The 26,042-nt window shown below is 72.0% G+C and carries 24 protein-coding genes; 13 read left to right on the top strand and 11 right to left on the bottom strand.

Annotated elements, in window-relative coordinates:
* Positions 1-46 precede the first annotated feature (46 nt).
* A complete protein-coding gene (locus ACZ5ID_RS21960) occupies positions 47-1,594 on the top strand; it encodes an MFS transporter (protein ID WP_468900451.1) in 1,548 nt (515 codons plus the stop codon).
* Between the two features lie 91 nt (positions 1,595-1,685).
* Here the strand turns inward: ACZ5ID_RS21960 and ACZ5ID_RS21955 are convergent, their stop codons facing one another.
* The 4 genes from ACZ5ID_RS21955 to ACZ5ID_RS21940 all read right to left on the bottom strand — a co-directional run bounded on the left by ACZ5ID_RS21955 (position 1,686) and on the right by ACZ5ID_RS21940 (position 6,235).
* Positions 1,686-2,447 (bottom strand): DUF6227 family protein, encoded by a 762-nt coding sequence (locus ACZ5ID_RS21955; protein WP_468900448.1) that lies wholly within the window; start codon positions 2,445-2,447, stop codon positions 1,686-1,688.
* A 167-nt stretch (positions 2,448-2,614) separates the two neighbouring features.
* Positions 2,615-3,883 (bottom strand): L,D-transpeptidase, encoded by a 1,269-nt coding sequence (locus tag ACZ5ID_RS21950; protein WP_468900445.1) that lies wholly within the window; start codon positions 3,881-3,883, stop codon positions 2,615-2,617.
* Positions 3,884-4,032: 149 nt separating this feature from the next.
* Positions 4,033-5,064 (bottom strand): P1 family peptidase, encoded by a 1,032-nt coding sequence (locus tag ACZ5ID_RS21945; RefSeq protein ID WP_468900442.1) that lies wholly within the window; start codon positions 5,062-5,064, stop codon positions 4,033-4,035.
* The gene (locus tag ACZ5ID_RS21940; RefSeq protein ID WP_468900439.1) at positions 5,057-6,235 is read right to left on the bottom strand and encodes a low temperature requirement protein A; all 1,179 of its coding nucleotides are present in this window, start codon (positions 6,233-6,235) and stop codon (positions 5,057-5,059) included. Before ACZ5ID_RS21940 ends, ACZ5ID_RS21945 begins: the two co-directional genes overlap by 8 nt.
* Positions 6,236-6,496: 261 nt before the next feature.
* On the opposite strand from ACZ5ID_RS21940, the gene ACZ5ID_RS21935 reads away from it, so the two are divergent.
* From ACZ5ID_RS21935 to ACZ5ID_RS21910, 6 genes are all read left to right on the top strand, one after another.
* Positions 6,497-7,573, top strand: a complete 1,077-nt coding sequence (locus tag ACZ5ID_RS21935) for an MFS transporter (protein ID WP_468900436.1) — start codon at positions 6,497-6,499, stop codon at positions 7,571-7,573.
* On the top strand, positions 7,570-9,876 hold the full coding sequence (locus tag ACZ5ID_RS21930; protein ID WP_468900433.1) for a molybdopterin oxidoreductase family protein: 2,307 nt from the start codon (positions 7,570-7,572) through the stop codon (positions 9,874-9,876). The genes ACZ5ID_RS21935 and ACZ5ID_RS21930 overlap by 4 nt, the downstream gene beginning before the upstream one ends.
* A gap of 8 nt (positions 9,877-9,884) precedes the next feature.
* Entirely contained in the window at positions 9,885-10,484 is a 600-nt protein-coding gene (locus ACZ5ID_RS21925) for a 4Fe-4S dicluster domain-containing protein (protein WP_468900430.1), read from the top strand.
* 134 nt (positions 10,485-10,618) lie between these two features.
* Positions 10,619-11,287, top strand: a complete 669-nt coding sequence (locus ACZ5ID_RS21920) for a QcrA and Rieske domain-containing protein (protein ID WP_468900427.1) — start codon at positions 10,619-10,621, stop codon at positions 11,285-11,287.
* The gene (locus ACZ5ID_RS21915) at positions 11,284-11,679 is read left to right on the top strand and encodes a hypothetical protein (RefSeq protein ID WP_468900424.1); all 396 of its coding nucleotides are present in this window, start codon (positions 11,284-11,286) and stop codon (positions 11,677-11,679) included. Before ACZ5ID_RS21920 ends, ACZ5ID_RS21915 begins: the two co-directional genes overlap by 4 nt.
* Positions 11,680-11,802: 123 nt before the next feature.
* Entirely contained in the window at positions 11,803-12,006 is a 204-nt protein-coding gene (locus ACZ5ID_RS21910; RefSeq protein ID WP_468900421.1) for a hypothetical protein, read from the top strand.
* A gap of 30 nt (positions 12,007-12,036) precedes the next feature.
* Here ACZ5ID_RS21910 and mscL read toward each other — a convergent pair whose 3' ends face one another.
* From mscL to ACZ5ID_RS21880, 6 genes are all read right to left on the bottom strand, one after another.
* Entirely contained in the window at positions 12,037-12,519 is a 483-nt protein-coding gene (gene mscL / locus ACZ5ID_RS21905; RefSeq protein ID WP_468900418.1) for a large conductance mechanosensitive channel protein MscL, read from the bottom strand.
* A 123-nt stretch (positions 12,520-12,642) separates the two neighbouring features.
* On the bottom strand, positions 12,643-13,302 hold the full coding sequence (locus ACZ5ID_RS21900; RefSeq protein WP_468900416.1) for a hypothetical protein: 660 nt from the start codon (positions 13,300-13,302) through the stop codon (positions 12,643-12,645).
* A 270-nt stretch (positions 13,303-13,572) separates the two neighbouring features.
* A complete protein-coding gene (locus tag ACZ5ID_RS21895) occupies positions 13,573-14,547 on the bottom strand; it encodes an S-methyl-5'-thioadenosine phosphorylase (RefSeq protein ID WP_468900413.1) in 975 nt (324 codons plus the stop codon).
* A 112-nt stretch (positions 14,548-14,659) separates the two neighbouring features.
* Complete coding sequence (locus tag ACZ5ID_RS21890) at positions 14,660-14,977, bottom strand: FmdB family zinc ribbon protein (RefSeq protein ID WP_468900410.1); 318 nt, start codon at positions 14,975-14,977, stop codon at positions 14,660-14,662.
* Positions 14,978-15,045: 68 nt separating this feature from the next.
* On the bottom strand, positions 15,046-16,323 hold the full coding sequence (locus ACZ5ID_RS21885; RefSeq protein WP_468900407.1) for an MFS transporter: 1,278 nt from the start codon (positions 16,321-16,323) through the stop codon (positions 15,046-15,048).
* A 366-nt stretch (positions 16,324-16,689) separates the two neighbouring features.
* Positions 16,690-18,252, bottom strand: a complete 1,563-nt coding sequence (locus tag ACZ5ID_RS21880) for a potassium/proton antiporter (RefSeq protein WP_468900576.1) — start codon at positions 18,250-18,252, stop codon at positions 16,690-16,692.
* 460 nt (positions 18,253-18,712) lie between these two features.
* Here ACZ5ID_RS21880 and ACZ5ID_RS21875 point away from each other — a divergent pair, with 460 nt between their 5' ends.
* Entirely contained in the window at positions 18,713-21,232 is a 2,520-nt protein-coding gene (locus ACZ5ID_RS21875; protein WP_468900404.1) for a penicillin acylase family protein, read from the top strand.
* A gap of 30 nt (positions 21,233-21,262) precedes the next feature.
* Here ACZ5ID_RS21875 and ACZ5ID_RS21870 read toward each other — a convergent pair whose 3' ends face one another.
* Complete coding sequence (locus tag ACZ5ID_RS21870) at positions 21,263-21,856, bottom strand: 5-formyltetrahydrofolate cyclo-ligase (protein ID WP_468900401.1); 594 nt, start codon at positions 21,854-21,856, stop codon at positions 21,263-21,265.
* Positions 21,857-21,949: 93 nt separating this feature from the next.
* On the opposite strand from ACZ5ID_RS21870, the gene galU reads away from it, so the two are divergent.
* The 5 genes from galU to ACZ5ID_RS21845 all read left to right on the top strand — a co-directional run bounded on the left by galU (position 21,950) and on the right by ACZ5ID_RS21845 (position 25,965).
* A complete protein-coding gene (gene galU / locus ACZ5ID_RS21865; protein WP_468900398.1) occupies positions 21,950-22,861 on the top strand; it encodes a UTP--glucose-1-phosphate uridylyltransferase GalU in 912 nt (303 codons plus the stop codon).
* On the top strand, positions 22,858-24,159 hold the full coding sequence (gene glp, locus ACZ5ID_RS21860) for a molybdotransferase-like divisome protein Glp (protein ID WP_468900395.1): 1,302 nt from the start codon (positions 22,858-22,860) through the stop codon (positions 24,157-24,159). The genes galU and glp overlap by 4 nt, the downstream gene beginning before the upstream one ends.
* Positions 24,160-24,218: 59 nt before the next feature.
* Positions 24,219-24,719 carry a cyclic pyranopterin monophosphate synthase MoaC gene (gene moaC / locus ACZ5ID_RS21855; RefSeq protein ID WP_468900392.1) on the top strand — a complete coding sequence of 167 codons (501 nt, stop codon included), beginning with the start codon at positions 24,219-24,221 and terminating at the stop codon, positions 24,717-24,719.
* A 116-nt stretch (positions 24,720-24,835) separates the two neighbouring features.
* Positions 24,836-25,342 carry a MogA/MoaB family molybdenum cofactor biosynthesis protein gene (locus ACZ5ID_RS21850; RefSeq protein ID WP_468900573.1) on the top strand — a complete coding sequence of 169 codons (507 nt, stop codon included), beginning with the start codon at positions 24,836-24,838 and terminating at the stop codon, positions 25,340-25,342.
* A complete protein-coding gene (locus ACZ5ID_RS21845; RefSeq protein ID WP_406553470.1) occupies positions 25,339-25,965 on the top strand; it encodes a GNAT family N-acetyltransferase in 627 nt (208 codons plus the stop codon). The genes ACZ5ID_RS21850 and ACZ5ID_RS21845 overlap by 4 nt, the downstream gene beginning before the upstream one ends.
* The last annotated feature ends 77 nt before the right edge of the window (positions 25,966-26,042 follow it).

Below are 26,042 nucleotides of genomic sequence, written 5' to 3'. Positions count from 1 at the left end.
AAAACTAGGACGCGGTCTGACCTACATACGGTCTAACTTCTCTCCCATGACCTCCACCACGCCCACACCTCCAGAAGCCGCGGCCCCCGGCACAGCCGCCGCCGTGACCGACCGCCGACGGTGGTTCGCCCTGGCCATCGTGATGACCGCGGCCTTCATGGACCTGGTCGACGTCACGATCGTCAACGTGGCGATCCCCTCGATCCAGAAGGACACCGGGGCGACCTTCGCCTCGATCCAGTGGATCACCGCGGGATACGCCCTGGCGTTCGCCGCCGGACTGATCACCGGTGGCCGCCTCGGTGACATCCACGGCCGCAAGAAGCTCTTCCTCATCGGTATGACCGGCTTCACCATCGCCTCGGCGCTCTGCGGCTTCGCCGCCAACCCGGAGATGCTGGTGGCCTCCCGCATCCTCCAGGGCGCCATGGCGTCCCTGATGGTGCCGCAGGTCCTGTCGATCATCCACGCCACCTTCCCGGCCGAGGAGCGCGGCAAGGTGTTCGGCATGTTCGGCGCGGTCATCGGCCTGGGCGCGGTCTCGGGTCCGATCCTGGGCGCGCTGCTGACCGAGTGGAACCTGTTCGGTCTCGAGTGGCGGCCGATCTTCCTGATCAACCTGCCGGTCGGTATCGCCGGTCTGGTCCTGGGCGCCAAGTTCATCACCGAGTCCAGGGCGCCCAAGGCCCTCAAGCTCGACCTCGTGGGCGTCGCGCTGGTCACCCTCGGTCTGCTGATGCTGCTCTACCCGCTGACCCGCGGCCGGGAGCTGGGCTGGCCGCTGTGGGGCCACCTCTCGATGGCCGGCAGCCTCGTCGTCTTCGGTGCGCTCGTGGCGTACGAGCGGGTCAAGGCGCGCAGGGACGGCTCGCCGCTGGTGGAGCTCTCGCTGTTCCGGGTGAAGAGCTTCGCCGCGGGCATCGCGGTGCAGATGACGTTCGGCCTCGCGATGGGCATCTTCTTCCTGGTGTGGACGCTGTACATGCAGATAGGCCTCGGCTGGAGCGCGCTGCGGGCCGGTCTGACCGGTATCCCGTTCTCCATCGCCATGTCGGCCGCGGCGGGCATGTCCGTCCAGTCGCTGGTGCCCAGGTTCGGCCGCAAGGTGCTCCAGGCGGGCGCGCTGGTGACCGCCCTCGGCCTGCTGATCTACATCTGGGAGGCGCGCCACTTCGGGATGGACATCGAGTCCTGGCAGATGGCGCTGCCGCTGGTGGTGCTCGGCGTCGGCATGGGTCTGATCGTCGCCCCGCTCACCGACGCGGTCCTCTCGGAGGTCCCGCAGGAGCACGCGGGCTCCGCGTCCGGTCTGATCAACACCGTGCAGCAGATGGGCAACGCGCTGGGCCTCGGTCTGGTGTCGGTGGTCTTCTTCGGCGCGATCGACGACGATCTCCCGCTCGCCGAGATCGGCCCGGCCTTCTCGGACGCCTTCCAGCGCTCGCTGTGGGTCGTGGCGGGCGTCTGCGCCCTGATCTTCGTCGGGATGTTCCTGCTGCCGGCCAGGCCCAAGCAGCATCTGGAGGGCGGCGCGGACGCGGTCCCCTCCGACGACTTCGATGACGTGGCCAAGGAGCCGGCGCTGACGCCGTGACGCGGCGGGCGGGCCGGTAGGACACAAGGACGCCGGGCCGGGTGGAGTTCCCTCCACCCGGCCCGGCGTCCTTGCTTTTCCCGACCGCGCGTCAGGAGACCCGTGTGCGCCGCTCCACCGCCGCCCGCGCCGACTCCTGCGCCGCGTACACCTCGCACATGTGACTGCCGTCCGGTGTCGCCGTGTGCTCGACCTCCCACAGGCTCAGCTCGACGCCGTCGCCGAGCAGGAACGCGTGCTCGTACAGGATGGCGCCGCCGCGCCCGGCCGCTCCGCCCGGGCCGCCCAGGGCCCGGGCGATGCGGTGGGCGAGGGCGCCGCGCAGTAAGCGGGCCACGCTCTCGCCGGGCCGGTCCGGGTTCTCGGCGCGGCGCAGCAGCCGCCGCGCGTGGTCGGCCGAGCCGTCCGCCTCGTACGTCCGGCCGGCTCCGGCGCGCTCCACCGGCGCCGGCCCGCCGATGACCTCGACCCCGGTGAGGCCCGGGTCCAGTCCGTCGTCGGCCACCCCGGGCGCCAGGTCCGGCCGGACCCGCCGGCACAGCCGGGCCGCGGCGAGCACCGCGCTCTCCTCGTCCGCGTACACCTCGTTGCCCCGGGCGTGCACGACCTCCCAGAGGGTGACCGTGGCGCCGTCGAGGAGGAGATAGGTGTGGCGGTAGGTCTCGCGGCTGAGCCGGGGGCGGCCGGGGCCACCCGAGGCGTGCAGCGACGAGTGCAGCGAAGTGGTGTGCGCGAGGGCCGAATCCAGGCTCTCCACCAGCTCGTCCGGAAGGTCGAACGAGTTCAGCGCGCGGCCGAGCAGGCCGGCGAGGTGTTCCTCGGCCGTCTCGTACTCGCACTCGTTGGGCACCAAGGCGTCTCCCCGCCGTAGCTGTTCGTCACGTAGAGGGTGCTCAACGTAGCCCTTGCGCGCGCTTCGCGCAGCGGGCATGGCCGAAACATTCTCATCGGCTTGGAACGGCCGGGTGCGGCGGGGGAGCCGGCCCGGGGCGGCGCCCCGGACCGTACTCCGACGGGCCGTCAGGCGGCGCTGCCCGCCTGCCACTCGGTCCAGCCCATGTTCCAGCCGTTCAGGCCGTTGTCGGGGGCGATCGTCTTGTCCGGGGAGCCCTTCACGGTCACCACGTCACCGATCAGCGAGTGGTCGAAGAACCACTTGGCGGGGGTGTCCCCCTGGGCGCCCCGGACGTCCTTCAGCCCCACACAGCCGTGGCTGGTTCCCGTGTTGCCGAACGGGTCGCCCTTGTACCAGTAGTTGCCGTGCAGAAACGTGCCCGAGGTGGACAGGCGCATCGCGTGCGGTACGTCCTTGATGTCGTACTCGCCGCCGAAGTTCACCGTGGCTCCGTTCATCCGGGTCTCGGTGAACTTCTCGGATATCACCATCTGCCCGTTGTAGGTGCTGTGTTCGGCGCTGCCGGTCGAGACGGGCAGGGTCTTGATCGTCTTGCCGTCCTGCTGCACGGTCATCTTCTGGGTCCTGGCGTCGACCGTGGAGACCTGGTTGCGGCCGATGGTGAAGGTGACGGTCTTGGACTGCACGCCCGAGATGCCCTTGCCGCCCTGCACCCCGTCCAGGTCGATCTTCATCGTCACCTTGGACCCGGCCTTCCAGTAGTCCTGCGGCCGGAAGTCGAGGCGCTGGCCGCCGAACCAGTGGCCGACCACCTGCTGGCCGCTGCTGGAGCTGACCGTGATGTGCGACTGGACGGCCTTCTTGTCGGTGATCGCCTTGTCGAAGGTGAACGAGACCGGCATGCCGACACCGACCGTCGCGCCGTTGTCCGGCGTGTAGGTGCCGATGAAGCTGTTCTTCGAGGAGACCGTGGTGAAGGCGGAGTTCTCCGTCGCGGGCCGTCCCTTGTCGTCCTTGCCGGTCGCCATGATCTTGTACGGGGTGCCGCGCTCCACCTTCGCGGTGGGCTTCCAGGACAGCCCGTCGGCGGCGAGCGCCCCGGCCACGGCCTTGCCGGTCTGGGCCTCGACCATGGTGACCTGGGTGAGCTTGCCGCCCTGGGCGGTGACGGCGGTGCTGTTGACGCTCGCGTCGGTGGAGCCGTCCTTCGCCGAGATCGTGATCTTCAGTGTGGAGACGTCCTGGGCGGGGGCCGAGTCGCCGCCCTTGCCCTTGCTCCCGTCCTTGTCGGACCCGGACGCGCTGCCGCCGCAGGCGGTCAGGGTCAGGGCGCCGAGCAGCAGCGCCGACGCGGCGGCGAACGCCCGCCGCCGGGCGCGCAGTTGCTGCGGGGTGCGGGACTGCGACTGCGCGGCGGTGTCGGGCGAGATCACGTGGTTGCTCCATCTGTGCGTACGTCACTCCAGTACGTGCACAGAGCACCCACATGGCCCTTACGGTTGCGGGGGCACCCTGTGACTCACGCCACAAGGGGCGCGTAGCCGGGCGCGTCCGGGAGTGTTCGGGTGCGCCCGGGGCGTGTTCAACTCCCGTACAGCTCCCGGTACGACGGGAACGTCCCGCCGGGTCCCTCCACCCCCTCGGCGGCGAGCACGGCCTTGGTGATCGCCCGGGCCACCACGTCCGCGCCCGCCGCCAGCACCGAGTTGAGGCCGTCCGGCGACAGCGCGGTGCCGGTGGCGGTGCCGGTGCCGGTGGCCAGGGCGAAGACCGTGTCGCCGTCGTGCATCAGATGCACCGGCCGGATCGCCCGGGCCAGGCCGTCGTGCGAGGTGCCCGCGAGCTTCTGCGCCTGCGGCCGGGTGAGCGGCGCGTCGGTGGCGACCACCGCGAGCGTGGTGTTCAGGGGCGGCAGCCGGAAGGTGGCGAGGGCCGCCTCCAGCCGCCTCATGGCCGCCTCGTGGACGCCCGGTTCGGGGTACGCGACGCGCCCCGCCGCCCCGTACAGCGCCCCCGTGGCCGGATCGAGCACCGATCCCGCGCAGTTGACGACGACCAGCGCCCCGACGGTGGCCCCGCAGGGCAGGGTGAGGCTCGCGGTGCCGACCCCGCCCTTGAGGCCGCCCGCGACCGCCCCGGTCCCGGCGCCGACGCCGCCCTGGACGACCTCGGTGCCCGCCGCCTCGACGGCGGCCCGGCCGGTGGCCGCGTCCGGCCGGGCGCGCCAGTCGCCGCCGCGCCCGAGGTCGAAGAGGCAGGCGGCCGGGACGACCGGGACCACCTGGTGCGGCTCGGGCCCCACCCGCACCCCGCGTCCGCGCTCCTCCAGCCAGGCCATCACCCCGCCCGCGGCGTCGAGTCCGTACGCGCTGCCGCCCGTCAGCACCACGGCGTCGATCCGCTCGACGACATTGCGCGGGTCGAGGGCGTCGGTCTCCCGGGTGCCGGGGCCGCCGCCGCGCACATCGACGCCGGCGACGGCGCCGGTGGCCGGGGCGAGGACGACGGTGGTCCCGCTCAGGGCCCGCTCGCCGGGGACCCGGGCGTGCCCGACGAGGAAGCCCGGCACATCCGTGAGGGAGTCGGTCCGCAAGGTCTTCGGGGTGTCAGCCATGACCGTCGACCCTAGGGCCCTCGCCCTCGCCGTCGCGAGCGGTCAGCGCCACTCCCGTCGCCACGGTGGCGACGGCCACCAGACCGGCCGCGGGGACGGCGGCGTGCCCGGCGAACGTGCAGGCCAGGGTCGCCACTGCCGAGACGGGCAGAACAAGCTGCTGGGCGGTGGTGCGCTTGAAGTGGCGCGAGTGCAGCGCCCATGCCGTGATCATGAACAGGGCGGCGGGCACGGTCACGGCGGCCGACGCCGCCGCCGTGGAGATGTGCGCCTTGCCGACCGCCTGCTCGACCGCCACCTCCATCCCGGCCCCGATGGCCGCGGCCGAGCCGAGGATGACGAAGTGTCCGTACCCCCAGGCGAACGCCTGGCGGTTCGAGACGAGATGACCGGCGATCGGCACGGCGAAGTAGATCCACCAGGCCGCGAAGACGATCAGCAGCCCGCCGCCCGCGAGCGGCAGCAGCTCACCCAGCGCCTCGTGTTCGTCGAGCGCCTCCTGTACGGCGACGGTGGCGGCGGCGACCGTCTCGCCCAGCACGATCAGGGTGAACAGCCCGTACCGCTCGGCGATGTGGTGCGGATGCCAGGTGCTCTGGGCGTCCCGCTCGGCGATCACGGGCACCGCGACCTCGGCGAGGGCCAGTGCCACGAAGACCAGGGAGCGGGCGGTGCCCACCGGCACGAAGAGCAGCCCGACCCAGCCGAGCTGGCACACCACGAGCCCGGCGGCGTACCGCAGCGCCATCCCGCGCTCGCCCGGGTCCGCCGCGTTGCGCGCCGCGCGCAGCCACTGGCTGGTCAGGGCGAGCCGTATCACGATGTAGCCGATGACGCAGACGGTGAAGTCGCGGTCGTCGAAGGCGCGCGGCACCCCGGCGGCGAGGATCAGGACGCCGGTGATCTGTACGAGAGTGACGACCCGGTACAGCACGTCGTCGCTGTCGTACGCCGAGGCGAACCAGGTGAAGTTCATCCAGGCCCACCAGATGGCGAAGAAGACAGCGGTGTAACCGGCCAGCCCGGCGCCGAGGTGGCCCTCGGCGAGCGAGTGGACGAGACGGGCGCCGGCCTGGGCGACGGCGACGACGAAACAGAGGTCGAAGAAGAGTTCCAGGGGCGTCGACGCCCGGTGGTGTTCGTGGCGGCTGCGTGCGGTCATGCGGGGCATGGGGCCAAGGAGATCAGACGCGGGCGCCGGGACGGGGACACCGAGGGGTGCCCGGGCGGGTTGACCGGGGGTTTCCGGCGTCACGCCGCCGGGTTCTCGGCATCGCGCCGCCGCGGTCTGCGGGCGGGCCGGCACGGTCCGTCCGCGGCCGGAAGGGGAGTCGGCGGGCCGCCGCCGCCCTGACTGCCATCTGACTGAAGGCTTCACCCCGCCGACCGTCAAAACAGGTGATAAACGGTCAGATGCACCTACGGTGGCCGGGTGACCGAGCCTCCCGCAGCGAAGCGTCCCGCAGTGCAGCCTTCCGCGGCGAAGCCCACCGTCGCGCTGCGCGCGACCGCCGCCGGTACCGCCCTCTCCCTCCTGCTGATCCTCGCCATCGTCTTCGGCAGCCGCCGGCTGAAGGACTTCGACTCCGCCCTCCTTCCCTACGCCTGCGCGACCGTCTTCCTCGCCTTCGGCATCGCCTACCGCTACACCGTGTGGCTCTCCTCCCCCGGCGCCCGCCGCCTCTTCACCCAGGGCCGGCGCAGCCTCTTCTCCGTCGCCAACTTCCGCCGGGCGCCCACCGCGCTGCCCAGGATGGCCGCCACCTACCTCGGTCTCCAGAAGTTCCTCGGCGCCCGCTCGCACGCCCGCTGGGCCGCCCACCAGCTGATCTTCTGGGGCTGTCTGCTGGCCGCCGCGATCACCTTCCCCCTCACCTGGGGCTGGTTCACCTTCACCGCCCCGACCGGTCCCGGACCCGGCTACGAGATGCGGATCTGGGGCCTGAGAATCCTCGGCTTCGACTCCCTGGACTTCTTGGGCCGGCTGATGTTCCACGGTCTGGACATCGCCGCCCTCCTGGTCGTCCCCGGTGCCTCGTACTTCCTGTGGCGCCGGATGAAGGACCGCGGCGCGATCACCGGCCAGCGCTTCGCCTACGACCTGGTCCCGCTCATCCTGCTGATCGTCGTCTCCGTGACCGGCCTCCTCCTCACCTTCTCGTCGCTCTTCCTGCACGGCGGCGGCTACGAGTTCCTGGCCGTGCTGCACATGGTGTCCGTGGTGTTCACCCTCATCTACATCCCGTTCGGGAAGTTCTTCCACATCGTCCAGCGGCCCGCCGCCGTCGGGATGCAGCTCTTCAAGTACACCGCCCGCCAGGACGAGCAGGTCTTCCGGTGCCGCCGGTGCGGCGAGCCCGTCGACACCACCCCCTATGTCGAGAACCTGCGCGGCACCATGCGCGATCTGGACCTCGGCTTCGACGCCTGGGCCGAGTACTGCCCGCGCTGCAAGCGGGTGCTGCGTGGCTCCGCCTACCTCGCGCACGTCAAGAAGGGCTACAAGTGAACCGGCTCCCGCTGGACCCCTCCCTCGCCCCGCCCGGCACCCGCGACTTCCTCGACGCGGGCGCCGTCCCGGCCGACCGCCGGCGCGCCGACCAGGACGGCGAGACCCTGGTGCCCACCCACTGCTGCTTCTGCGGGGTGCAGTGCGGGATGTATCTCCGCGTGGACCGCGCCGGCAAGGTCTTCGGCGTCGAACCCCGCAACCACGACATCAACCGGATGCGCCTGTGCCCCAAAGGCATCAACGCGTACCAGCAGATCAACCACCCTGACCGGCTCACCGCGCCGCTGCTGCGCCGCTCCCGCGACGAATCCTTCCGCGAGGCCACCTGGGAGGAGGCCCTGGACTTCACGGCCGCGGAGATCCGCCGGATTCAGAGCGAGCACGGCAACGACGCCTTCGGACTGCTCGGCGGGGCCAGCCTCTTCTCCGAGAAGACCTATCTGGTCGGCAAGTTCGCCCGGGTCGCGCTGAAGACCCGGCACGTCGACTACAACGGGCGGCTGTGCATGGTCTCCGCGGCCGGCGCCAACAAGCTCGCCTTCGGTATCGACCGGGCCGCCAATCCCTTCTCCGACATCCTCCTCACCGACTGCCTGCTCATCGCCGGGTCCAACGTCGGCGAATGCTTCCCCGTGTTGACCCAGTACGTGTGGGGGGCCCGCGACCGGGGCGCCACCCTGATCGTGGTCGACCCGCGCGAGACGGCGGTCGCCCGCACCGCCGACATCCACGTCGCCCTCAAACCCGGCACCGACTCGGCGTTCTTCACCGCGCTCCTCCACGTCGTGATCCAGGATGGGCTCGTCGACGAGGCCTACCTCGCCGCCCACGCCACGGGCTGGGCGGAGGTCCGCGCCAAGGCCGCCGAGTATCCCCCCGAGCGGGCCGCCGAGATCTGCGGGGTGCCGGCCGCCCAGATCGTCGAGGTGGCCCGCGCCTTCGCCCGCGCCCCCAAGGCCATGGCCTGGCACGCCCGGGGCATCGAGCACCACTCGCAGGGCGTCGAGAACTGCCTCTCCGTGATCAACCTCTGCGTGGCCACCGGCAACCTCGGCAGACCCGGCGCGGGCTACGGCACCCTCACCGGCCAGGGCAACGGCCAGGGCGGCCGGGAACACGGCCAGAAGGCCGACCTGCTGCCCGGCGGGCGCTCCATCCTGAACGCCGAGCACCGTCGGCAGATCTGCGAGATCTGGGGCATCGAGGAGTCCGAACTCCCGTATGCCGGGACCTCGATGACGGAGATGGTCCATCAGATGCGCCGCCAGGAGATCCGCGGTCTGATCGGCGTCTGCAACAACCCCTTCGTCTCCCTCCCGGACTACCGGAAGGTCAAGGAGGGCTACGACGCCCTTGAGTTCCATGCCCAATTCGACTTCTTCCTCTCCGAGACCGCGGCCAACGCGCATGTGGTCCTCCCCGTCACCACGTGGGCCGAGGACGAGGGCGTGATGGCCAACGCCGAGGCCAGGGTGGTCAAGCACAACAAGGCCCAGGAGCCCCCGGCCGGGGTCCGCACCGACACCTGGGTGATCTGCCGGCTGGCCGAACTCCTCGGTGCGGGCGACAAGTTCGCCTTCGCCGGTTCGCGCGAGGTCTTCGACGAGCTGCGCGCCGCCTCCGCCGGGACGGTCAACGACTACTACGGCATCACCTACGAGCGTCTGGAGGAGACCGGCGGGATCGTCTGGCCCTGCCCCTCCACCGACCACCCCGGCACCCCGCGCCTCTTCGAGGACGGGCGGACCCCGCACCCCGACGGCAGGATCCATATGCAGGTCGTCGACTGGCACCCGCCGATGGACCCGTACGACGACGAGCACCCCCTCTCCCTCACCACCGGCCGGACCGTGGCGCACTTCCTCTCCGGCAACCAGACCCGCCGGCTCGGCGCGCTCGTCGAACAGACCCCCCGCCCCTGGGTGGAGGTCCACCCCTCGCACGGCTTCCGCAACGGCGACCCGGTCCGCGTCGTCACCCGGCGCGGCAGCGAGGTCTTCCCCGCCCTGGTTACCGAGGCGATCCGCCCCGACACCGTCTTCATCCCGTACCACTGGCCGGCTCCCACCGCCGCCAATGTGCTCACCATCGATGCCCTCGACCCCCGTTCCAAGATCCCCGAGTACAAGGTCTGCGCCTGCCGCATCGAGCCCGGCGACCGGCTCACCGAGGTCCCCGCGCCGCCGAACGCCCCCGGCCACGCGGCCCGTACGGCGGCCCAGGACCCCCGCACCGACCCCCGCACCGACCCCCGGCCGCCCACGGCCCCGCAGGGGCGCGGCACCGCCGAGAGGAGCTGACGCCCGCCATGATGGGCAGAACGATCTTCATCGACCCGGGTCGGTGCATCGGCTGCCAGGCCTGTGTCTCGGCCTGCCGCGAATGCGACTCGCACCGGGGCAAATCCATGATCCATCTCGACTACCCCGACGAGGGGCACTCGGTCGCCTCCCTTCCCACGGTCTGTATGCACTGCGAGGACCCGGTGGCCCCCTGTGCCGAGGTCTGTCCCGCCGACGCGATCCTGGTGACGGCCGACGGGGTGGTGCAGCAGGCCGACACCAGCCGCTGCATCGGCTGCGCCAACTGCGTCAACGCCTGCCCCTTCGGCGTACCGAAGATCGACCTCCAGGCGAAGCTGCAGATGAAGTGCAACCTCTGCTACGACCGCACCGCCTACGGCCTCGCCCCCATGTGCGCCACGGTCTGCCCCACCGGCGCCCTCTTCTACGGAACGCTCGACGAGCTCCGCGCCGAACGCCCCGGTGTCCAGGTCGCCGACTCCTTCACGTTCGGCGATGTCGTCGTGTCCACCGGAGTGGCCATGGTCGTCCCCGCCGACCGGGTCGACTGGCCGGTCCCCGGCGGCCTCCCGGTCGTCGAGGTGAACGGAAGGACGGTCCGATGAGCCCGACCGGCCAGCCCCCGCCGCCCGACGGCCCGGGCGGCGGTCCCGGCACGCCGGGGACGGCCCCGCCGGGGCCGGGCGGGCCGGGGTCGGGTGGGCCGGGCGACGGTGCCCCGGGGGGAGGCGGCCCGCGCGTGGCCGGCCCGGGGGAAGGCCGCTCGCGCGAGGACGGCCCGGGTGGCGCCGTCCCCTGGCCCGACCCCGCCCGGGAGGCGTTGCGCGACCGCGTCGCCGCCGACTCGCTCACCACCCGCCGCGACTACCTGCGGATCGTCACCACCGTCTCCGGCGGCCTCGCCGTGGGGGCGGTCGCCGTCGCCGGAGGCGTACTCCACCGGCACGGGGACAGTGCGGACGCCCCCGAGGCCAAGCGCGTGGCCGACGGGCTCCGCCCCGGCGAGGCGGTCGCCTTCCGCTTCCCCGGCGAGGACGACCGGGCGGTCGGCGTCCGGCTCCGGGACGGCACCCTCGTCGGTTACTCCGCCGTCTGTACGCACCTGGCCTGCGCGGTGCTGTGGCGCACCGACCGGGGTGACGAGGGCGAGCTGTACTGCCCCTGCCACGAGGGCGTCTTCGACCCCCGCACCGGTGAGGTGACCGCCGGGCCGCCGCCCCGCCCCCTGCCGAAGGTGCTCCTCGTGGAGGAGGTCGACGGCAGCGTCTGGGCGGTGGCCACCACCCGCTCCGGCGAGAGCGTCAAGGCGGCCATGTGCCGGCAGTTCGGTGAGCGGCACCCGGACATGGCGGCCCGGATCGGCTGCCCGGGAGCGGGTTCCCGGACCGAGAGGAGCGAGCGGACATGAGCGCCGACACCGGCCCCGGCGGGAGCGGCGACGCCGTCGTGCCCGCGCCGCCCCCGTATACGCCCGGCAGCGCCCAGCCCCGCCTCAACCGTCCCGTGCACGACCGGTACCCCCAGATCCGCGCCACCAGTGGATACGGCGACCCCCGTACCCGGCGCACCGGGCCCGGCCCCGGTGCGGGCACCGAGCAGGAGCCCGAGCGGTCCTCGAAGCTGACGGCCCGCCTCGTCCTGGCGATCACCGTGGTCGTCGGCCAGCTCTGGGGGCTGACGGTGATCGTCAACGAGTGGATGAAGGGCGACACCGCGACCGCCTGGTGGGGCACGGGGTTCCTCGGCCTGGCGTTCCTCGTCGTCCTCGGCCTCTGGCTGCTCGACCCGAAGGACCGGTGAGGGGGAGAGGGGAAGGCGGCGGGGAGGGCTTGGACATCGGCCACGGGGATGGCTTCGGTGGCGGTGACCTGCGCCACCCGGATCCCCGCCGCCCCGGCCGCCGTGTCGCCGTACCCTGGATCCATGAGTACCGCCCCCGCCCCCGGACCGCGCGATGCGAAGCCGGCGCCCGACCCGAAGCCGAGGCCCGCGCTGGTCTTCGACGATCCGCTGGACCAGCAGTCCTCGGACGACACGGACCGCGGGTGGGGTGAGCGGGCCCCCTCGGCCGGCAGCGCGGCCGATCTCGCGCGCTTCCTCGACGAGAAGCCGCCCCACCACATCTGAGCGTGGCCCCACCCGGCCCGCGGCCGTGCGCTACGGCGTGCTGTGCCCCGTGCCCCGCTGGGAGACCAGGGCGTCGCGGATCTCCTTCAGCACCTCCAGCTCGCTGATCTCCAGGGTCTCCTCGACGCCCTCCTTCGCCTTGTCGCGCTGGGCGCGCATGGCCAGGACCTTGGCCATCGGCAGGACCATCAGGAAGTACACGACGGCCGCCGTGATGAGGAAGCTCAGCACCGCGCTGAGGACCAGACCCCACATGATCGGGATACCGGAGACGGCCTCGCCCGTCTTCGTGTCGAACCGGCAGGGTCCCTTCAGGCACGAGCTGTAGCTGTTCAGGTCCTTCGTGCCGAACGCACCGACCAGCGGGTTGATGACGCCCTTCACGACCGAGTTCACGATCGTGGTGAACGCGGCACCGATGACCACCGCGACGGCCAGGTCGATCACATTGCCGCGCATCAGGAAGGCCTTGAAGCCCGCCATGACGCCGCCGCTCTTCTTCTCGTCGGTCACGAGTGAGCCTCTCTTCGCAGGTGCGGGGGGTGGAGCAAATCGTTCCGCAACCTACGTCAGCGCATGACCGCACTGTCCAATCCGCATACGCAGACAGGTGACTTGACAGGAAGTCAGTGCGATTCAGCACCACGTCACCACCAGCCGGGAGGTCGCGCCGGCACCCGCGAGCGCCGTCGCGGTGGCGCGGGGGACGGAGAGGACGACCAAAGCCCCCTCGTCGGACGCGGACGGACCGCGTGGCCGGGGCACATCGGTCACCCGCGCACCCGAGGCCACCAGGCGGGCCGCGCCGGAATTGCCCGCGCCACCTGAACCGCCCGTACCGCGCGTACCGCCCGGGCCGCTCGGTGAGGAGTCGGGTGCCGCGATCACGTCGACCCGGTCGCCGGGCCGCAGCAGCCGTACGGTCTCCGCGTCCGCGATCCGTACCGGCGCCGACACCACGTCAACCGCCTTGGGGGCAGGGCCGGATGCCGCGGCCGTCTGACGGGCGCCCGTGCTCACCTTCGCCACTGCGCCGGCTGCCGGGGGGCCCGCTTCCGCACGGCCCGGGGCCCGCGCGCCCACCGCCGCCAGTGCCGCCGCGGCCACCGCGAGCCCGGCCGCCATCGCCCGCCGCCGCCGCCGCACCGCCCGCCGCAGCCGGTGCCGGCTCCCGCGCACCCGCAGCGGGGGGAAGACGGGCACGCCGACCGGCTCGGGGGCCGGGGAAGGCGGGGGAGCGGGGGTGGGGGGAGGGGCGGGTGCGGGGGAGGAGGGCAGGGGAGAGGGCCAGGACATGGCGGGTCACCACCGATCGTGAGGAGCGGGAGCGGGTGCTGCTCGAACGCTCCTCACGATCCCCGCCGCGCCAACTTCCCGCCCGGCCCTGTGGATTACTCCCGGGTTGTGGACAACTCCCTCACCCGCACGGGCAGACGGGCCACCCGGACCGCAGCCCCCCGCAGCCCGCTATGGCAGGTCCCCGCGCCGGGCCCCCAACCCCTACGGCAGGTCCCCACCCCCTACAGCAGGCCCCCCACCACCCCCTACGGCAAGCCCGCGTCCCCCCTACGGCAGCCGGATCCCCGTGTCCAGCCCGTCCAGCGCCCGGGTGCACAGACAGTCGCGCTCTCCCGACGGCAGGGCCGCCACCGCGTCGAAGAGCACCGAGCGGAGGCGGTCCACATTGGCCGCGAACACCCGCAGCACCTCCTCGTGGGAGACGCCCTCGCCGGTCTCCGCGCCCGCGTCCAGGTCGGTGACCAGGGTCATCGTCGTGTAGCAGAGCCCCAGTTCGCGGGCGAGCACCGCCTCGGGGTGGCCGGTCATGCCCACCACCGACCAGCCCATAGCGGCATGCCACCGCGACTCCGCGCGCGTGGAGAAGCGCGGGCCCTCTATGACGACCAGCGTGCCCCCGTCCACCGGCTCCCAGTCGCGCCCGCGCGCCGCCGCGATCGCGGCCTTGCGGCCTTCGGGGCAGTACGGGTCGGCCAGCGCCACGTGCACGACGTTCGGGACCGAGCCGTCGGGCAGCGGCAGGCCGTCGTAGTACGTCTGGACGCGCGACTTCGTACGGTCGATCAGCTGGTCCGGCACGAGCAGCGTCCCCGGCCCGTACTCGGGCCGCAGCCCGCCGACCGCGCAGGGCCCGAGCACCTGGCGCACACCCACCGAGCGCAGGGCCCACAGGTTGGCGCGGTAGTTGATGCGGTGCGGCGGAAGGTGGTGGCCGCGGCCGTGCCGCGGCAGGAAGGCGACCCGGCGGCCCGCGATCTCGCCCAGGAACAGGGAGTCGCTGGGGCTTCCGTACGGAGTGTCGACCTGGAGCTCGGTCACGTCCTCCAGGAACGAGTAGAAGCCGGAACCGCCGATGACACCGATCTCCGCGCGCCCGTCGTCTCCGGCGCCGCCATCGCTCCCCGCGCTCCCGGCGCTCCCCGCCACCTCGGCGTTCACCGCGTGGTCGGCGTGGTCGGCATGGTCGCCTTGGTCGGCGTGCTCCGCGTGGTCCGCGCTTCGCGTGCTCTCTGCGTTAGCCATGCGCAGCACCCTAGCCGGGGTGATCCACGGCCAGAACGTGGTCCGGGCATGCCGAAGACCCCGCCGTCGGGGACGGCGGGGTCCGGCTGTGTTCCGGGGCTCGTGCGGCCGGTCAGGCGGCCGACGACGAGCTGGTGGAGCTGGACGCCGAGGAGGCCGAGGAGCTCGACGACGACGCGGCCGGCTTCGAGTCCGAGCCCGACGACGTCGACGGCTTGGCGGCCGAGGACGCGGGCGTGCTGCTCGACGAGGAGCCGCGGCTGTCGTTGCGGTAGAAGCCGGAGCCCTTGAAGACGATGCCGACGGCCGAGAACACCTTCTTGAGGCGTCCGTCGCAGTTCGGGCAGACGGTCAGGGCGTCATCGGTGAACTTCTGCACCGCCTCGAGGCCTTCGCCGCACTCGGTGCACTGGTACTGGTAGGTCGGCACGTGTCTTCCTCCTGGCACTCTCACTCGATGAGTGCTAACGACGGTCCATAGTGACGTATTCCGCTGGATCAGTCCACCGTGACGGGGACGCGGTGACCCACGCCACTACGCGCGACGGTGCGTCCGGCGGAGCGCGGAGCCAGCCGCGAGCGCAGGGAGACCAGCGTGACCAGGGCCAGCGCGGTGCCCGCCATGGGTACCAGGAAGCCCGCGCTGGAGCCGTGGGCGTCGGCCAGCCGGCCGGCCACGGTGACCGCGCCGGCCTGGCCCAGGGCCACCGCGCCGGTCAGCCAGGTGAAGGCCTCGGTCCGGGCGGAGGACGGGACCAGCGACTCGACCAGGGTGTAGCCGGTGATCAGGGCCGGGGCGATGAAGAGGCCGACGATCAGCCCGAGGCCGCCGAGCAGCACCGCGGAGTGCATGGCCCACAGGCCCGAGGCGGCCAGCGTCAGGCCGGTGTAGCCGGCGATCAGCCGCGTCCGGGGAGCGGACTTCCAGGCGATGGCGCCGCACGCGATGCCCGCCAGCATGTTGCCCGCGGCGAAGATCCCGTACAGCAGGCCGTTGGCGCCGGGGTTGCCGATCTCCTCGGAGAACGCGGTCAGCGAGACCTGCATCCCGCCGAAGACGGCGCCGATGCCGAGGAACGACACGGCGAGGACACGCACACCGGGGATGGAGAGCGCGGAGACGTGCTCCACGCGCGCGTCGTCGCCGCCGGCGCGGCTGGGCTGCGGCTGGGTGCGGTGCTGGGAGGCGAAGAGCAGGCCGCCGACCAGGGTCAGCGCGGCTTCGGTGATCAGTCCGGCCGCCGGGTGGACGCCGGTGCACAGCGCGGTCGCGAGCACCGGGCCGATGACGAAGGTGAACTCGTCAGTCACCGACTCGAAGGCGGCGGCCGTGGACATCAGGGGCGAGCCGTCGAGCTTGGCGGCCCAGCGGGCCCGGACCATCGGTCCGACCTGCGGCACCGAGGCGCCGGTGGGGACGGCGGCCAGGAACAGCGCCCACAGGGGGGCGCCGGCCAGGGCCAGCGTGATCAGTACGGAGCCCGAGGCGGCGTGCACCAGGACGCCGGGGAGCAGCACCGCGCGCTGACCGAGGCGGTCGGCGAGCTTGCCGCTCTGGGGGGCGAACAGGGCCATGGAGACGCCGGTGACGGCGGCCACGGCACCGGCACTGCCGTACGAGCCGGTGGTGTGCTGGACGAGGAGCACGATGCTGATGGTGAGCATCGCGAAGGGCTGCCGGGCGGCGAAGCCGGGCAGCAGGAACGTCAGTGCGCCGGGAGTGCGCAGGAGCTGCCCGTAGCCCGGGCGACGCTCGGAAGCGACCGTGGATGCCACGGCCCTTGCCTTTCTGCCGCCTGGTAGCGCGCCCCTCGTACCGGGTGGGTACGGGCGCCGCCGAGAGCTGTCCTCTTGCGCGGAACTGCGGTAGATGCCGGGGCTCACCTGAGGGGAGCCTCCGACCGCCATACGGTCGCGCCAGCTCTGCGTCAGGCAGAGTTGGTCGATCAGTGGTGTGCCTTCATGGTACAGGGGGATTCGGCTCCGCGCCTGTGAAAGCGCACGGATGACGGAGATCACACCTCTGATTAACCGGGCCGATCGACCGGGCCGATCGACCGGGCCGATCGACCGGGCCGATCCGCCGGGGCGTCCACCGGCCGATCCGCCCGGCCGAGCCACCGGGCCGAGCCACCGGGCCGATCAGCCGGACCTTTTCCCCGTGGTTCCCCTGGTTCCCCTGGTTCCCGTGGTCCCCTGGTCCGGGCGCGCCCCCGGCCGGCCCGTCCCCAGCCATCCGGCCAGCTTGCCGCCCTGGCCGACCGCCCGCAGCCGTGCCTCGGCCGCGTCGCGCACCGGGTCCGTCGCCACCACCAGGAGCTCGTCGCCGCGCCGCAGCACGGTCGTCGGCCCCGGTACGAAGCTCTTGCCGTCCCGTACGACCAGGGTGACCGCCGCGCCGGGAGGCATGCGCAGCTCGTGGACCTCGACGCCGTGCATCCGCGACCCGGGCGGGATCGCCACCGACAGCAGATGGCCGCGCAGCCGCTCCAGGGGCGCCGACTCGATGCCGAGGTCGGCGGCGGTCTTCACGTCCGAGATGCGCAGCTTCCTGGCGAGCCAGGGCAGCGTCGGACCCTGGACGAGGGTGTAGACGACGACCAGGACGAAGACGATGTTGAAGACCCGCTCGCTGCCGTCGATCCCGGAGACCATGGGGATCGTGGCCAGGATGATGGGCACGGCGCCGCGCAGCCCCGCCCAGGACATCAGGGCCTGCTCCCGCCACGGCATCCGGAACGGCGCCACACTGATCAGCACCGCCAGCGGGCGGGCCACCATCGTCAGGGCCAGGCCGATGAGCACGGCGGGCCAGAAGTCGTCGGGCAGCTCGTGCGGCGTGACGAGCAGGCCGAGCAGCACGAACATGCCGATCTGGGCGATCCAGCCGAGGCCGTCGGCGAAGCCGCGGGTGGCGGGCCAGTGCGGCAGCTTGGCGTTGCCGAGGGTCATCGCGGCCAGATAGACCGCGAGGAAGCCGGAGCCGTGGGCCATGGCGCCCGCCGCGTACGCGGTGACGGCGATCGCCATCACGGCGATCGGGTAGAGGCCGGACGCGGGCAGCGCCACGTGCCGCAGGCCCCAGGAGCCGAGCCAGCCGACCGCGAGGCCGATCGCGGCGCCGATCGCCAGCTCAAGGGCGATCTTGCCGACCAGGGCGTACCAGGACTCCACGGGGCCCGGGGTGGAGAAGGCGACGACCAGGATGACGACCGGGGCGTCGTTGAAGCCCGACTCGGCCTCCAGGACGCCGGTGATCCGGGACGGCAGCGGGACCTTGCGCAGGACGGAGAAGACGGCCGCGGCGTCCGTCGAGGACACCACCGCGCCGATGATCAGTGACTGCCGCCATTCGAGCCCGACCAGGTAGTGCGCCCCGGCCGCGGTCACCCCCACGCTCACCGCGACACCGACGATCGAGAGCATGACCGCGGCGGGCAGCGCCGGGCGGATCTCTTTCCACTTGGTGCCCAGACCGCCCTCGGCCAGGATCACCACCAGCGCCGCGTAGCCGATGACCTGGGTCATCTCGGCGTTGTCGAACTGGACGTCGAAGATTCCGTCCTGTCCGATGGCGATCCCGATCCCGAGGTACAGGAGCAGGCTGGGGAGCCCGCTGCGGGAGGAGACGCGCACGGCCGCGACGGCGATGAGCAGGACGAGCGAGCAGATGAGCAGGAGCTCGTTGAGATGGTGGACAGTCAGTGGCCGATCCTTCCCCTCACGCGCCGTCAGGCGCCCTCACGCACCGATGCCGAAACGTTCCTTCAAACACCGGTACTTCGTTACCTTACCTAATCTTTGACGATTCCTTTACGCAAGGACGGGTCTGCCGGACGCCCTGACGCTCATACAAGACACCGCGTCCGGGGCTGTCAGTCGCTGCGCCTATGGTTGCTTCAGCACCTAGGACCACCCTGCCCCTCGAAGGACAGCGATGCCCTCCAACACAACCGCCCCTTCCGCCAAGACGAAGGTCAGGAAGAAGGGACGCCGTGCCCGGCTGTTCCTGATCGTCCTGGTGCTGGCGCTCGTCGCGGGTGTCGGTTACGGCGCGTACTGGGGCATCAGCACCGTGCGCGCCTCCTTCCCGCAGACCACGGGGTCGATCCAGCTCAAGGGCCTGACCGGCGGCCCGGTCGAGGTCAAGCGCGACGACTACGGGGTGCCGCAGGTCTACGCGGACAACGACACCGACCTCTTCATGGCCCAGGGCTTCGTCCAGGCCCAGGACCGCTTCTGGGAGATGGACGTCCGCCGCCACGTCACCTCCGGCCGGCTGTCGGAGATGTTCGGCAAGGACCAGGTCGAGACCGACGCCTTCCTGCGCACTCTCGGCTGGCGCCGGGTGGCGCAGCGGGAGTACGACACCAAGCTGTCACCCCAGACGAAGAAGTACCTCCAGGCGTACGCCGCCGGTGTCAACGCCTACCTGGAGGGCAAGGGCCCCAAGGACATCTCCGTCGAGTACGCGGCGCTGGACTTCGTCCACGACTACAAGGTCGAGAAGTGGACGCCGGTCGACTCGGTGGCCTGGCTCAAGGCGATGGCCTGGGACCTGCGCGGCAACATGCAGGACGAGATCGACCGGTCCCTGATGACCAGCCGGCTCACCCCCAAGCAGATCAAGGACCTGTACCCGCCGTATCCGACGGCCACCCACCGGCCGATCGTCGACGGGGGCTCGGTCAGCAAGGTCACCGGGAAGTACGACCCGAACCACGAGCCGGGCAGCGGCACCGGGGCCGGAGCGTCGGTCCAGGGCGCGACGCAGGGCGCGCAGACGCAGCTCGCGCGCCTCTCCGAGAGCCTCGACAAGATCCCGGCGTTCCTCGGCCCCAACGGCAGCGGCATCGGCTCCAACTCCTGGGTCGTCTCCGGCAAGTACACGACGACCGGTATGCCGCTGCTCGCCAACGACCCGCATCTGGCGCCGATGATGCCCTCGCTCTGGTACCAGATGGGCCTGCACTGCCGGACGGTCTCGGCGAGCTGCGGCTTCGACGTGGCGGGCTACACGTTCTCCGGTATGCCCGGTGTGGTCATCGGCCACAACCAGGACGTCTCCTGGGGGTTCACCAACCTCGGCGCCGACGTGACCGACCTGTACCTGGAGAAGATCGCCCCGGGCGGCACCTACCTGTACGACAACCAGCAGAAGGCCCTCGCCACGCGCGAGGAGGTCATCAAGGTCGCGGGCGGCAGGAGCAAGACCATCACCGTGCGCGAGACCAACAACGGCCCGCTGGTCTCCGACCGTGACGACGAGCTGGAGAAGGTCGGCAAGAAGGCCCCCGTGGCCACCTCCGCCCCGGACCGGGGCGAGGGGTACGCGGTGGCGCTGAGGTGGACCGCGCTGGAGCCCGGCAAGTCCATGGACGCCGTCTTCGAGCTCGACCGGGCCAAGGACTTCAAGTCCTTCCGGGCGGCGGCGAAGGACTTCGAGGTCCCCTCGCAGAACATGATCTACGCCGACACCAAGGGCAACATCGGCTACCAGGCACCGGGGAAGATCCCGGTCCGCGCCAAGGGCTACGACGGCTCCGTGCCCGCTCCGGGCTGGGACTCCAAGTACAACTGGAAGCCGGCCCCCATCCCCTTCGACCAGCTGCCGTACGAGTTCAACCCCAAGCGCGGCTACATCGTCACCGCCAACCAGGCCGTGGTCGACGAGAAGAAGTACCCGTACCTGCTGACCAAGGACTGGGGCTACGGCACCCGCAGCCAGCGGATCAACGACCTCATCGAGTCGAAGACCAAGGACGGCGGCAAGGTCTCCACCGAGGACATGCAGAAGATGCAGATGGACAACAGCAGCGAGATCGCCGCGCTGCTGACGCCCGCTCTGCTGAAGATCGACGTCCCCGACCCCTCCGTACGGGAGGCGCAGAAGCTGCTGGAGGGCTGGGACTACACCCAGGAGTCGGACTCCGGCGCCGCGGCCTACTTCAACGCGGTGTGGCGCAACGTCCTCAAGCTGGCCTTCGGCAACAAGCTCCCCAAGGAGCTGCGGGTCGAGGGCGAGTGCCTGAACGTGCGCCCGCCGGACAGCTCGGGCCCCGTGGACGACCTCAACGGCCTGGTGCGCGAGTGCGGCCAGCGCGACGCGGACTCGGCGCAGCCCGACGGCGGCGACCGCTGGTTCGAGGTGGTCCGGCGGATCTTCAACGACGAGAAGAACGAGTGGTGGCAGACGCCCAAGAGCCGTCTGGACCCGGCCACCAAGACCCGGGACCAGCTGCTGGCGCGCGCGATGAAGGACGCCCGCTGGGAGCTGACGGCCAAGCTCGGCAAGGATGTCAGCAGCTGGAGCTGGGGGCAGTTGCACCAGCTGACGCTGAAGAACCAGACCCTCGGCACCGACGGCCCCGGCATCGTGCGGTTCCTCCTCAACCGCGGCCCGTGGAACCTCGGCGGCGGCGAGGCGGCGGTCAACGCGACGGGCTGGAACGCGGGCGGCGGTGACTACTCGGTCACCTGGGTGCCGTCGATGCGGATGGTGGTGAACCTGAAGGACTTCGACAAGTCGAAGTGGATCAACCTCACCGGCGCCTCCGGCCATGCCTACAGCGCGCACTACTCGGACCAGACCGGGAAGTGGGCCAGGGGCGAACAGCTGGACTGGTCCTTCAGCGCCAGGGCGGTCGGCGCCTCGACGGTCGACACGCTGACGCTGAAGCCGTGAGGCTTCGGTACCGGGCCCGGGCCGTGAGGCTCAGGCCGGGAAGCGGGTCACGCCCTCCGGGGTGACCACCACCTGGACGGGGTGGTCGTGCGGTTCCTCCGGGACCCGCGCGACCACCTCGTTCGCGTAGAGCAGCACCACGCGCGCGGGGTCGTGCCCCGCCGCCGCGATCCGGGCGAGCACCCGGTCGTACGAGCCGCCGCCCCGGCCCAGGCGCATCCCGCGCGCGTCCACGGCGAGGCCGGGCAGCAGCACGGTGTCCGCGTCGAGCACGGCGGCGGGCCCGAGCCGGGTCCCCGACGGCTCCAGGAGGCCCCGCCCGGCCGGTTCGAGCCGGTCCGCGCCCGCGTACTCGGCCCAGTCGAGGTCATTGTCCGATTGCAGTACGGGCAGCAGGACGCGCACACCTCGGGTGCGCAGCGCGTCGAGCAGCGCGCGCGTCCCCGGCTCGCGCCCCACCGAGACATACGCGGCGACCGTTCCCGCCGCCGCCAGCTCGGGCAGCCCCAGCGCCCGGCGGGCCAGCTCCTCGCCCGCCCGGTGCACGTCCTGGGGCGTCAGCAGGCGCCGGGCACCCAGGAGTTCCGCGCGCAAGAGGGCCTTTTCGGCTGCATCATCACTCACAGTGTTTTCACAATCCCCTCAAATGCCTGTTTATGAGGCTGTATTAACCGGAGGATAATCTTCCGCACATACGCAGCGGTTAGTGTGCTGCGCATGACTCAGTCGCCCCCACGGATCACCAAGGCTGTCATTCCGGCGGCAGGCCTCGGCACCCGGTTCCTGCCGGCCACCAAGGCCACCCCCAAGGAGATGCTGCCGGTCGTCGACAAGCCCGCGATCCAGTACGTGGTCGAGGAGGCGGTCGCCGCCGGCCTCTCGGACGTGCTGATGATCACGGGGCGCAACAAACGTCCCCTGGAGGACCACTTCGACCGCAACTACGAGCTGGAGGAGGCCCTCTCCCGCAAGGGGGACGAGGCCCGGCTCGCCAAGGTCCGGGAGTCCAGCGACCTCGCCGCCATGCACTACGTGCGCCAGGGCGACCCCAGGGGCCTGGGCCACGCGGTGCTGTGCGCCGCGCCGCACGTGGGCGACCAGCCCTTCGCGGTGCTCCTCGGCGACGACCTCATCGACGCGCGCGACCCGCTGCTCTCCCGGATGGTGGAGATCCAGGAACGCGAGGGCGGCAGTGTGATCGCCCTGATGGAGGTCGAGCCGTCCCAGATCCACCTCTACGGCTGCGCGGCCGTGGAGCCCACCGGCCACGGCGACGTCGTACGGATCACCGGCCTGGTGGAGAAGCCCGACCCGGCGGACGCGCCCAGCAACCTCGCCATCATCGGCCGCTACGTCCTGGACCCCGCGGTCTTCGCGATACTGCGCCAGACCGAGCCGGGCCGCGGCGGCGAGATCCAGCTCACCGACGCGCTCCAGCAACTGGCCGCGGACGAGAAGGTCGGCGGCCCCGTGCACGGCGTGGTCTTCAAGGGCCGGCGCTATGACACCGGCGACCGCGGCGACTATCTGCGCGCCATTGTCAGACTCGCGTGCGAACGTGAAGACCTGGGCCCCGACTTCAAGGCCTGGCTTCGCAGTTACGTGACCGAGGAGATGCAGACACCTTGAGCGACACGATCTGGTCGGTCGACGAGCACCTGGAGGACGTCCTCGCCGCCGTGGCGCCGCTCGAACCCATCGAGCTGCAACTGCCCGACGCCCAGGGCTGCGTCCTGGTCGAGGACGTCACGGTGCCGCTCGCGCTGCCGCCCTTCGACAACAGCTCGATGGACGGGTACGCGGTGCGCGTCGCGGACGTGGCGGGCGCCAGCGAGGAGTTCCCCGCGGTGCTGACCGTGGTCGGCGACGTGGCCGCGGGCAGCGGCGAGCTCCCGTCCGTCGGCCCCGGCGAGGCCGCCCGGATCATGACCGGCGCCCCGCTGCCGCCCGGCGCCGAGGCCGTGGTCCCGGTCGAGTGGACCGACGGCGGCACGGGCGGGGGCGCCGCCACCGGAATGCGCGCCGCCAGCGGCGCCCCCGAGGGCGCGAGCGGCGAGGTCCGGGTCCACCGGCCCGCCGGGGCCCGCGCCCACGTCCGCGCGGCCGGCAGCGACGTGCGGGCCGGCGACCTCGCGCTGGCCGCCGGGACCGTGCTCGGCCCGCCCCAGATCGGCCTGCTCGCGGCGATCGGCCGGGGCACGGTGAAGGTCCGCCCGCGCCCGCGGGTGGTCGTCCTGTCGACCGGCAGCGAACTGGTCCAGCCCGGCGAGAAGTTGTCCGAGGGCCAGATCTACGACTCCAACAGCTTCGCCCTCGCCGCCGCCGCGCGCGACGCGGGAGCCATCGCGTACCGGGTGGGCGCGGTCACCGACGACGCCGAGATCCTGCGCGCGACCATCGAGGACCAGCTGATCCGCGCCGATCTGCTGGTGACCACGGGCGGCGTGAGCGTGGGGGCGTACGACGTCGTCAAGGAGGCGCTCTCCTCGGTCGGCGACGAGGACGAGCCGGGCAGCGGCATCGACTTCCGCAGGCTCGCCATGCAGCCCGGCAAGCCCCAGGGCTTCGGCTCGATCGGCCCCGACCACACCCCGCTGCTCGCCCTGCCGGGCAACCCGGTGTCGTCGTACGTCTCGTTCGAGCTGTTCGTCCGCCCGGCGATCCGCACCCTGATGGGCCTGCCGGACGTGCACCGGCCACGCGCGCGTGCCGCGCTCCGGAGCGACAAGGCGCTCACCTCCCCGGCGGCCCGCCGCCAGTTCCTGCGCGGGAGCTACGACGCGGACGGGGAGAGCGTCACCCCGGTCGGCGGCTCCGGATCGCATCTGATCGCGGCCCTCGCCCAGGCGGACTGCCTGATCGTCATTCCCGAGGACGTCACCTCCGTGGAGCCCGGCTCCGAAGTGGAGGTGGTCCTGCTCGGCTGACCGGGCCCCGGTGGCGGTAGCGTGTCTGCCCACACAGGCCGGACCGGGAGCGCCACACCATGAGTACGCAAGGCAGGCTGACGCACATCGACGAGGCGGGCGCCGCCCGGATGGTCGATGTCTCCGAGAAGGACGTGACGGCCCGCACCGCGCGCGCGAGCGGTCGCGTGCGCGTCTCGCCGCGCGTGATCGAACTGCTGCGCGGCGAGGGCGTGCCCAAGGGCGACGCCCTGGCGACCGCCCGGATCGCCGGGATCATGGGCGCCAAGCGCACCCCCGACCTGATCCCGCTCTGCCACCCGCTGGCGGTGTCCGGGGTGAAGCTGGACCTGACGGTCGCGGACGACGCGGTGGAGATCGTGGCCACGGTGAGGACGACCGACCGCACGGGCGTCGAGATGGAGGCGCTGACCGCCGTGTCGGTGGCCGCGCTGACCGTCGTCGACATGGTGAAGGCCGTGGACAAGGCGGCCGTCATCACCGACGTACGGGTGGAGACGAAGACCGGCGGCAAGTCGGGCGACTGGTTTCGCCCCGGGCCGGACGGGGCCACGGCGTGAGCGCGCCGGACGACACCGGCCGGACGTCCCCCGGGCCGGCCGGCGGCGCCCCGAGCCGCCCCGGGGTGGAGAACGCGCCCCCCTTCCCCGGCGGCGGCGCGGGCCTCGGCGCCGCGCTGCTCGCCCCGTACGCGGCGCTCGTCGTCACCGCCTCCAACCGCGCCTCGGCCGGTGTGTACGCGGACAGGGGCGGCCCGATCCTCGCCGAGGGCCTGGCGGGGCTCGGCTTCGCCGTGGACGGGCCGTTGGTCGTGCCCGACGGCGACCCGGTGGAGCAGGCGCTGCGCGCGGGCACGGCCGCCGGATACGACGTGATCGTCACCACCGGCGGCACCGGCATCTCGCCCACCGACCGCACCCCCGACGCCACCCGCCGCGTCCTGGACTACGAGGTCCCCGGCATCCCGGAGGCGATCCGCGCCGAGGGCCTGGCGAAGGTCCCCACCGCCGCGCTCTCGCGGGGGCTGGCCGGGGTGGCGGGCGGCCACACGCTGATCGTCAACCTGCCGGGCTCCACCGGCGGCGTCCGCGACGGACTGGCCGTCCTGGAGCGGCTGCTGCCGCACGCCGTCGACCAGCTGCGCGGCGGCGACCACCCCAGACCCGTGGGGAGCCCGAGCTGAACGTCCCCTCATGGCCGGTCGTGCTGACGGACGGTGATGTCCTCCTCCGTCCCATAAGGCTGCGCGACCAGCGCGTCTGGCGCGAGGTCAACCGGCGCAACCGCGAATGGCTGCGCCCCTGGGAGGCGACCGTCCCGCCGCCCGCTCCCGGCGCCCCGCCCGCCCGGCGGCCCACCTACCGGCAGATGGTCCGGCATCTGCGCGCCGAGGCGAACGCGGGCCGGATGCTGCCCTTCGTGATCGAGTACCAGGGCCGGCTGGTCGGCCAGCTCACGGTCGCCGGGATCACCTGGGGCTCGATGTGCTCGGGGCACGTCGGCTACTGGGTGGACCGCGAGGTCGCGGGCCGCGGTGTCATGCCCACCGCCGTCGCGCTCGCCACCGACCACTGCTTCCGTTCGGTCGGACTGCACCGCATGGAGGTCTGCATTCGCCCGGAGAACGGGCCGAGCCGGCGCGTGGTGGAGAAACTCGGATTCCGCGAGGAGGGCCTGCGCCCGCGCTATCTCCACATCGACGGCGGATGGCGGGACCACCTGGTGTACGCGCTGACGGCGGAAGAGGTGCCGGAGGGGATGCTGCACAGGTGGAAGCAGTCGAGGCGGGCGCACCACGAGAAATGAAATAGACGTTCGAATTTGGTCGCCGTATGACCATGAAGCGATCTGAAGAATCACAAAAAAAGCCGGTCTTATCAGCC

The organism is Streptomyces sp. NPDC031670 (assembly GCF_055580545.1).
This window is presented reverse-complemented; position numbering and strand designations above follow the sequence as displayed.